The organism is Kitasatospora sp. NPDC088742, assembly GCF_055584905.1.
In genome coordinates this window covers 20,650-29,035 of the sequence record NZ_JBVJLD010000077.1, presented here as the reverse complement: position 1 = coordinate 29,035, position 8,386 = coordinate 20,650, and the positions used below count along the sequence as shown (strand labels likewise).

The following is an 8,386-nucleotide window of genomic DNA, read 5'->3' as shown; positions in this document are numbered from 1 at the left end:
CTCCACCACGTCCAGCGGCAGACCGTCGAACACCGTCGGAACCGTGTGACCGCCCATCCCGTTGCCCGCGTCCACGACCACCTTCAGCGGACGGATCGCCGACAGGTCCACCAGACCCAGCAGGTGATCGGCGTAGCCACGCAGCGTCTCCTTCGAGGAGATCGTGCCCGGCTTCACGTCCAGCACCGGCACCGTGATCGTGTCGTCCGCGGCGGTCCAGGACTCCACCAGCTCACGGATCTCCGACAGGCCCGTGTCCTGGCCCACCGGCGCCGCACCCGAGCGGCACAGCTTGATCCCGTTGTACCGCGCCGGGTTGTGCGAGGCGGTGAACATCGCACCCGGCAGGTCCAGCGAACCCGACGCGTAGTACAGCTGGTCCGTCGAGCACAGCCCGATCTCCACCACGTCCGCACCCGACGCCGCCGCACCCTCCGCGAACGCCCGCGTCAACGACGGCGACGACGGGCGCATGTCATGACCCACCACGATCGCCGACGCACCCACCACCCGCACGAATGCCGCACCCAACGCCCGCGACAGCACCTCGTCCCACTGATCCGGCACCACACCCCGGACGTCGTACGCCTTCACCAGCTGCTTCAGGTCCCGCATCGGACTGGCACTCCACACTGTTCGGTCGACACCAGCGCGGGCAGGGCTCCGGCTGCGGCGGTTGCCCTCCGACGCGAGAGGAGGCGTGGCGGGCGGCCGTCCGGGCGCGAGCGAACGGTTTGCTTCGCGACCCACGGGTGTTCAGGATGTCCAGGAGACTACCTGTTCACGGGCCCCGTACCGAGTCCGCAGGTGGCCCGGAGGATGGCGCACGCACCGGCCCGGGGTAGCATGCGCATTCTCAGACGTCTTCTTCGTTCTGTGGGCTCTGCACCAGCACGCGCTCAGCCGTCCTGGCATCTTCGGACGCGCGGGCCCGCTGCGTTTCCCCCCGCTGCATTCCGAAAGGCTTCAGACGTGACCGCCGCTGACCAGGAGAGCACCTTCGCCGACCTCGGCAAGGTGCTCGTAATCATCCCGACCTACAACGAGGCCGAGAACGTCGAGCGGATCACCTCCCGAGTCCGCGCCGCCGTCCCCGAGGTCCACGTCCTGGTCGCGGACGACAACAGCCCGGACGGCACCGGCGACATCGCCGACAAGCTGGCCGCCGACGACGACCACATCAAGGTGATGCACCGCAAGGGCAAGGAAGGCCTCGGGGCCGCCTACCTCGCGGGCTTCCGCTGGGGCATCGACAACGGCTACGACGTCCTCGTCGAGATGGACGCCGACGGCTCGCACCAGCCGGAGGAGCTGCACCGCCTGCTCACCGCGCTGCGCAACTCCGACCTGGTGCTGGGCTCCCGCTGGGTGACCGGCGGCAAGGTCGTCAACTGGCCGAAGTCCCGCCTGCTGCTCTCGCGCGGCGGCTCGACCTACTCCCGCCTGATGCTCGGCGTGCCGATCAAGGACGTCACCGGCGGCTACCGCGCCTTCCGCAAGGAGACCCTGGAGGGTCTCGGCATGGACCAGGTCGCCTCGGCCGGGTACTGCTTCCAGGTCGACCTGGCCTGGCGCACCGTCAAGGCCGGCTACAAGGTCAGCGAGGTGCCGATCACCTTCGTCGAGCGCGAGCTCGGTGCCTCCAAGATGAGCCGCAGCATCGTGGTCGAGGCGCTCTGGCGGGTCACCGCCTGGGGCATCGGCTCCCGGGTGCAGAAGCTCACCGGCAAGGGCAAGAAGAAGTAGCACCTCCCGGAGGCCCGCCCTGACGCACCGTCAGGGCGGGCCTCCGGCATGTGGTCGATCACTCACCTGGGCGTGCCTACCCGGCGAAAGGCCCGGTTACCTCCCAAGCTGGCGGTACGGGGGCCGGAGACGGCCCACCACGCCGATCAGGGAGCCGATGTGACGCCGGACCAGTCTGAGCAGCCGGGGCCGTCCGGGGCGTCGGGGGTCTCCGGGGCGTCCGGAGCGTTCGGAGCTTCCGGGCTGTCTGCGGAGCAGGGGCCGCCGCCGGTCCCGCTGACGGTCGAGGTCTTCACCGGCCCCGAGACCGCCTTCTTCGCCACCTCCAGCCTGATCATGGGCGAGCGGACCGCGATCCTGGTGGACGCCCAGCTCACCCGCGGCGCCGGACGCGAACTCGCCGAGTGGGTGGCCGGCAAGGGGCGGCAGCTGCTGGCCGTGGTGATCACCCACCACCACCCCGACCACTACTTCGGCGCGGAGGAGGTGCTCCGGCTCTTCCCCCGGGCCCAGCTGCTGGCCGCACCCCCGGTGGTGGCCGGGATCGCCGCCACCGTCGCGGCCAAGGTCGCCCAGTGGAAGCCGGTCTACGGGGCCGACATCCCGGACAACCCCCTGCTGCCCGCCCCGCTGCTGCCGCAGCCGCTGATGATCGACCGTCAGCTGATCCGGGTGCTCGGCCTCGGCCAGGCCGACTGCGAGGGCTCCACGGTGGTCCACCTGCCGGGCATCCGCACGGTGATCGCCGGGGACTTCGTCTACAACGGCACCCACGTCTGGACCGCCGACACCGACCCGGCCCGGCGCGAGGAGTGGCGGGCCAACCTGGCCCGGATCGCCGAACTCGGCGCGGACCGGGTGATCGCCGGCCACCGGGCGCCCGGCGCGGACGACGACGCCTCCCGGGTGCTCGCCTTCACCAACGCCTACCTGCGGGACTTCGACGCCGCCTTCGCCGAGCACCGGGACGACGCCGAGGCGCTGGCCGCGGCCGTCAACGAGCGGTACGGCGGGCTGACCCAGCCGGCGCTGCTGGAGCTCAGCGCGGCGGCCAATGTGGCGGCGTACGCGGCGGCGGTGCCCGTGGCGGCGGAGGAGACCGGCCAGCCGGGTAGGTACGAGAACGGGCACGAGAACGGGCACGAGAACGGGCACGAGAACGGGCACGAGAACGGGCACGAGAACGGGATCGTGGACGCGGAGATCGTCGAGGATCCGTGAGCGCGGGGCCGATACTGGCCGTATGACGGTCCGTCCGATCCTCCATGACGCGCTGGTGCTGGCCGGCGGTGCCGCCCGGCGGCTCGACGGGGCGGACAAGCCCGCCCTCCGGGTCGGCGGGCGGACCCTGCTGGACCGGGTGCTCGCCGCCTGCCCCGACGCGGCGGCCACCGTGGTGGTCGGTCCCGAGCGGCCGACCGAGCGCGGCGGGCTGCGGTGGTGCCGCGAGCGGCCGCCCGGCGGCGGGCCGGTGGCCGCGGTCGCGGCCGGGCTGGCGGAGGTGACCGCCGAGGTGGTGCTGCTGCTCGCGGCCGACCTGCCGTTCCTCGACCGGGCGGCGGTCGGCCGGCTGCTGGACGGCCTCGGCGGCCACGACGGCGTCCTGCTGGTCGACGCCGACGGCCGGGACCAGCCGCTGGCCGGGGCCTACCGGACGGCCGCCCTGCGCACCTCCCTCGACGCGCTCGGCCCCCCGGCCGGGCTGCCGCTGCGCCGCCTGCTCGGCCCGCTCCGGCTGCACCGGCTGCCCGATCCGGACGCCACCGCGCTGGACTGCGACACCTGGGACGACCTGGCCCGGGCCGAGCGGCGGCTGCGGGCCGGCGACCGGGGCTGACACCCCCTCACCGCGCGCCGGTCCGCCGGGTGAGCGAACCGACTCGCGAGGGTCACGGGGTGGAACCGGGACGGGACGGGTGGATCGGGCAGCATGGGGGCCATGGAGCGCACGCTGGATGACTGGATCGCCGAAGCCGCCGCCGAGCTGGGCATCGACCTGGCGGTGGACACCGTCGGGCTGCTCGACCTCGCCCGGGTGGTGGCCCACGGCGTGGCCCGCCCGGCCGCCCCGCTGACCGCCTTCCTGGTCGGCTACGCCGCCGCCCAGCAGGGCGGCGGCCCCGAGGCCGTCGAACGGGCCCGGGTCCGCGCCGCAGCCCTCGCCGAGCGCTGGGCGGCGGAGCAGGAGCGCCAGCCGTGACCGCCGTCGCCCCCGAGGCCGCGGCGGAGCCGTTCGACCTGTCGCGGGACGTACCGATGGCTGAGGGGACGGGGAGTGACGTGACGTCGGACGGTGGCGGTCGGCGGGGCGAGGGCGTCTTCGATCTGCCGGACGGGCTGCTGGCCGCTCCGTCGGTGTCCGCCACCTCGGAGCACTGCGCCTGGCCCGAGGCCCGCGCGGCGGCCCGGGCCGCCGGCGGCCGCCCGTCCCCGGCCGAACGGCTGCCGCTGCGCTCGGCGCTCGGCCGCACCCTGGCCGAACCCCTCACGGCGCTGACCGACCTGCCCGCCTTCGACACCTCCGCGATGGACGGCTGGGCGGTGGCCGGCCCCGGCCCGTGGCGGCTGACGGGCCGTCTGCTGGCCGGCGGCACCTGCACCCCGCTGGCCGACGGCGCGGCGGTCGAGATCGCCACCGGCGCCCAGCTCCCGCCCGGTGCCACCGGTGTCCTGCGGCGCGAGCACGGCCGGGCCGAGGGCGGCCAGCTGTACGGGCGCGGCGAGGTGACGCCGGGTCAGGACGTCCGGCCGCGCGGGCAGGAGTGCCGCCTCGGCGAAGCGCTGATGGCGGCCGGCACCGTGGTCACCCCGGCGGTGCTCGGGCTGGCGGCGGCGGGCGGGTACGACGAGCTGACGGTGCACCGCCGCCCCACCGTCGAGCTGCTGCTGCTCGGTGACGAACTGCTGGACGAGGGGCTGCCCCGGCCCGGGATGGTCCGGGACGCGCTCGGCCCGCTGCTGCCGCCGTGGCTGGCGGCGGCGGGAGCTGAACTCACCGGCTGCCGCCGGGTCGGCGACGACTTCGGGCTGCTGCGGGACGCCGTCCGGCACTCGCCCGCCGACCTGGTCCTCACCACCGGCGGCACGGCGGCCGGGCCGGTGGACTTCCTGCACGAGGCACTGGCGGCCGTCGGCGCCCACCTGCTGGTGGACGGCGTGGCCGTCCGGCCCGGACACCCCATGCTGCTGGCCGCCCTTCCCGACGGCCGCCACCTGGTCGGCCTGCCCGGCAACCCGCTCGCGGCGGTGGCCGGACTCCTCACCCTCGCCCTCCCGCTGCTGCACGCCCGCTCCGGGCGGCCCGCCGCCGCGGCCCGCCGCGAACCGGTCGCCGCGGCGCTGCCCGGCCACCCCGCGGACACCCGGCTGCTGCCGGTGCTCCGCACCGAGGCGGGCCTGCGGCCGCTGCCGTTCGACGGCCCCGCCATGCTCCGCGGCCTGGCCCTCGCCGACGCCCTCGCCACCGTCCCCCCGGGCGGCCTCCCCCCGGGCTCGTACGCCGAGACCCTGGCCGTCCCCTGACGGGGGCGCAGGCGAAAGTGGCCACACCGGGGGCGCGGGGAACTGCGCGCAGGGGGACGGCAGCACGTGCAACTGGCTGACGTGCCCCGATCTAGCGCTGGGCAGTCTTCCGTACTCGCGCCCGCGCGGCGGAGCCGCAAATCAGCAGAGCCTCGCGCCCCCAGCGGCGTAGCCACGTCAGGTGCGCGGGACGGCTTGTTGGATGGTGATGACGCGGTCGCCGAGTTTGAGGAGGGCGGCTTCGGGGTCGTTGTAGTTGAGGAGTTTGCGGCCGCGGACGACCGCGACCACCAGGTCGTCGGAGTCGCGGGGGCTGTGGCCGGCCTCCTCGCGGGTGATGGGGCGTTCGACCACGTCGAGGCCGGTGCCGTAGGTGAGGAGGTCCTCCATGACGGCGCCGGTGTTGGGGCTGAGCATCGACATGCCGAGCAGGCGCCCCGCGGAGCTGGAGCTGGGGACCACCACGTCGGCGCCGCTCTGCCGCAGCAGCGGGGCGTTCTCGTCCTCCCGGACGGCCGCGACGACGGTGGCGCGGCGGTTGAGCTGGCGGGCCGTCAGGGTGACCAGGACGGCGGTGTCGTCGCGCTGCGGCGAGACCACGACGCGGGCGGCGCGGGGGAGTTCGGCCCGGAGCAGGGTGTCGGAGCGGGTGCCGTCGCCGCGGACGGCGACCAGGCCGTCGAGGGCGGCCTGCTCGACCACCTTGGGCTGCGGGTCGACCACCACGATGGACTCCTTGGGGTAGCCCTGGCCGAGCAGCGCGGCGACCGCATGGCGGCCTTTGGTGCCGTAGCCGATGACGACCACGTGGTCCCGGACGGTGTCCTTCCAGCGGCTGACCCGCCACTGCTGGCGGGTGCGTTCGGTGAGCACCTCCAGGGTGGTGCCGACCAGGATGATCAGGAAGACCACGCGGAGCGGGGTGATCACCAGGATGTTGGTCAGCCGGGCGCCGTGGCTGACGGGGGTGATGTCGCCGTAGCCGGTGGTGGAGAGGGTGACGGTGGCGTAGTAGGCGGCGTCCAGGAGGTCCACCGCGCCGTCGGAGTTGTCGTTGTAGCCGGCGCGGTCCAGCCAGACGATCAGGGTGGTGGAGACCAGGACCAGGAGGGCCAGCAGCAGCCGGGCGGAGACCTGGCGCAGCGGCGCCCGGGGCGGCCGGGACGGCAGGGTGATCCGGCCGCCGGGGTCGTCGGTGTCCTGAGCCCGGCCGGCCCCGGCGCGGGGGCGGCGGAACCACGTGCTGTCGCCCGTGGGCTCGGGCTGCTGATTGGCAGTCATCACCCAAGGATGGCGGGCCCCTCGCCGCGGGGACGCCACCACCCCGGCGCGTCGCGCCCACCGGGGGTGCCGTCGCGGCCGGACGGGCGGCGGGTGGGTATCGTCGCGGGCAGTGACGGCGCCGCAGGGGCGGCCGTCCCCGCGGAGTCCTCGGAGGTCCACCGTGCGGGAGCACACCGTCGTGATCGGCTACGGCACCAAGGGCCGCCACGCGGTCGCCGCGCTGCTCGGCCAGGGGGTGGGCAAGCACGAGATCGTGGTGGTGGACCCGCAGCGCAAGGTGATCGACCAGGCGGGCCGGGACGGCCTGACCGGCGTGCACGGGGACGCCACCCGGACCGAGACCCTGGTCCGGGCCGAGGTGCCGAACGCCGGCCGCATCGTGGTCACCCCGGAGCGCGACGACACGGCGGTGCTGGTCACCCTGACCGTCCGTCAGCTGACCAAGGAGGCCACCGTGGTCGCGGCCGTCCGGGAGGACGAGAACGCCCCGCTGCTGCGGCAGAGCGGCGCGGACGCGGTGGTCACCAGCTCCAGTTCGGCCGGGCAGCTGCTCGGCCTCTCGCTGCTCAGCCCGCACGCCGGGGCGGTGATGGAGGACCTGATCACCTACGGCACCGGTCTCGACCTGGTCGAACGGACCGTCACCAAGGCCGAGGCGGGCCGCAGCCCGCGCGAGTGCGGCGACCTGGTGGTGGCGGTGGTCCGGGGGCGGCGGGTGCTCAACTACACCGACCCGGAGGCGGCGGTGCTCCAGCTCACCGACCGGGTGATCACCATCCAGCCGGCCGTGCCCCGGACCTGACCCGTCGCGTCCGGTCCTGGGCGGGCGGCCCCGGGCGCACTACGGTCGGTGGTATGCATGCGATGACGATCCCTCAGCCCGGCGGTCCCGACGCACTGGTGTGGGCCGAGGTGCCCGATCCGGTGCCCGGCGAAGGGGAGGTGCTGGTCGAGGTGGCGGCCACCGCCGTCAACCGGGCCGATCTGCTCCAGCGCCAGGGCTTCTACGACCCGCCGCCCGGCAGCTCCCCGTACCCGGGCCTGGAGTGCGCCGGCCGGATCGCCGCGCTCGGCCCCGGGGTCTCCGGCTGGTCGGTCGGCGAGGAGGTCTGCGCCCTGCTGGTCGGCGGCGGCTACGCCCAGCGGGTCGCCGTCCCGGTGGGCCAACTGCTGCCCGTGCCCAAGGGCCTGACGGCGGCCCAGGCCGCCGCGCTGCCAGAGGTGGCCTGCACGGTCTGGTCCAACCTGTTCATGGTGGCGCACCTGCGCCCCGCCGAGACGGTGCTGCTGCACGGCGGCGCCAGCGGTATCGGGACGGTGGCGATCCAGCTGGCCAAGGCGGTCGGCGCCCGGGTGATCGTGACCGCCGGGAGCCCGGAGAAGCTGGCCCGCTGCGCCGAGCTGGGCGCCGACGTCCTGATCGACTACCGGAAGCAGGACTTCGTCGCCGAGGTCCTGGCCGCCACCGACGGCGCCGGGGCGGACGTGGTGCTCGACATCATGGGCGCCAAGTACCTCCAGCGGAACGTCGACGCGCTGGCCGTGAACGGACGCGTCGTCATCATCGGCCTCCAGGGCGGCGTCAAGGCCGAACTCGACCTCTCCACCCTGCTCCGCAAGCGCGCCGCCGTCGCCGCCACCACCCTGCGAAGCCGCCCGCTGGCCGAGAAGGCCGCCATCGTGGCGGCGGTGCGGGAGCACGTCTGGCCGCTGGTCGAGGCGGGCGTGGTGAAGCCGGTGGTCGACCGCGAGCTGCCGATCACCGAGGCCGCCGAGGCGCACCGCGTCGTGGAGGCCGGCGAGCAGGTCGGCAAGGTGGTCCTGCTCGCCTGAG

General features: G+C 74.7%; 7 protein-coding genes and 2 pseudogenes. 7 read left to right on the top strand and 2 right to left on the bottom strand.

The genetic code is table 11. The features are described from left to right. Positions 1-615 (bottom strand): phosphohexomutase domain-containing protein (locus ACZ6ZR_RS36625; protein WP_465650047.1); only part of this gene is annotated, 615 nt, incomplete at its 3' end. Between the two features lie 357 nt (positions 616-972). On the opposite strand from ACZ6ZR_RS36625, the gene ACZ6ZR_RS36620 reads away from it, so the two are divergent. The 5 genes and pseudogenes from ACZ6ZR_RS36620 to ACZ6ZR_RS36600 all read left to right on the top strand — a co-directional run bounded on the left by ACZ6ZR_RS36620 (position 973) and on the right by ACZ6ZR_RS36600 (position 5,268). Next, positions 973-1,746: a polyprenol monophosphomannose synthase gene (locus ACZ6ZR_RS36620; RefSeq protein ID WP_465650046.1), complete on the top strand. Its 774-nt coding sequence runs from the start codon at positions 973-975 to the stop codon at positions 1,744-1,746. A gap of 159 nt (positions 1,747-1,905) precedes the next feature. Further along, entirely contained in the window at positions 1,906-2,967 is a 1,062-nt protein-coding gene (locus ACZ6ZR_RS36615; protein WP_465650044.1) for an MBL fold metallo-hydrolase, read from the top strand. A 22-nt stretch (positions 2,968-2,989) separates the two neighbouring features. After that, positions 2,990-3,570: pseudogene (gene mobA, locus ACZ6ZR_RS36610) on the top strand (molybdenum cofactor guanylyltransferase); the annotation flags it as partial. 121 nt (positions 3,571-3,691) lie between these two features. Then, positions 3,692-3,946, top strand: a pseudogene (locus ACZ6ZR_RS36605) (DUF6457 domain-containing protein); the annotation flags it as partial. After that, positions 3,943-5,268 carry a molybdopterin molybdotransferase MoeA gene (locus tag ACZ6ZR_RS36600; RefSeq protein ID WP_465650042.1) on the top strand — a complete coding sequence of 442 codons (1,326 nt, stop codon included), beginning with the start codon at positions 3,943-3,945 and terminating at the stop codon, positions 5,266-5,268. The pseudogene ACZ6ZR_RS36605 and the gene ACZ6ZR_RS36600, both read left to right, overlap by 4 nt. A gap of 177 nt (positions 5,269-5,445) precedes the next feature. On the opposite strand, the gene ACZ6ZR_RS36595 is transcribed toward ACZ6ZR_RS36600, so the two are convergent. After that, entirely contained in the window at positions 5,446-6,549 is a 1,104-nt protein-coding gene (locus ACZ6ZR_RS36595) for a potassium channel family protein (protein WP_465650040.1), read from the bottom strand. 163 nt (positions 6,550-6,712) lie between these two features. On the opposite strand from ACZ6ZR_RS36595, the gene ACZ6ZR_RS36590 reads away from it, so the two are divergent. Both ACZ6ZR_RS36590 and ACZ6ZR_RS36585 read left to right on the top strand, forming a co-directional pair. After that, positions 6,713-7,354, top strand: a complete 642-nt coding sequence (locus tag ACZ6ZR_RS36590) for an NAD(P)-binding protein (protein ID WP_465650038.1) — start codon at positions 6,713-6,715, stop codon at positions 7,352-7,354. 53 nt (positions 7,355-7,407) lie between these two features. After that, positions 7,408-8,385 (top strand): NAD(P)H-quinone oxidoreductase, encoded by a 978-nt coding sequence (locus ACZ6ZR_RS36585; RefSeq protein WP_465650036.1) that lies wholly within the window; start codon positions 7,408-7,410, stop codon positions 8,383-8,385. Position 8,386 lies beyond the last annotated feature (1 nt).

Bases quoted from the DNA above. Each gene is read 5' to 3' on its own strand.
- ACZ6ZR_RS36585 (WP_465650036.1), top strand. From the start codon at position 7,408: ATGCATGCGATGACGATCCCTCAGCCCGGCGGTCCCGACGCACTGGTG.
- ACZ6ZR_RS36595 (WP_465650040.1), bottom strand. From the start codon at position 6,549: ATGACTGCCAATCAGCAGCCCGAGCCCACGGGCGACAGCACGTGGTTC.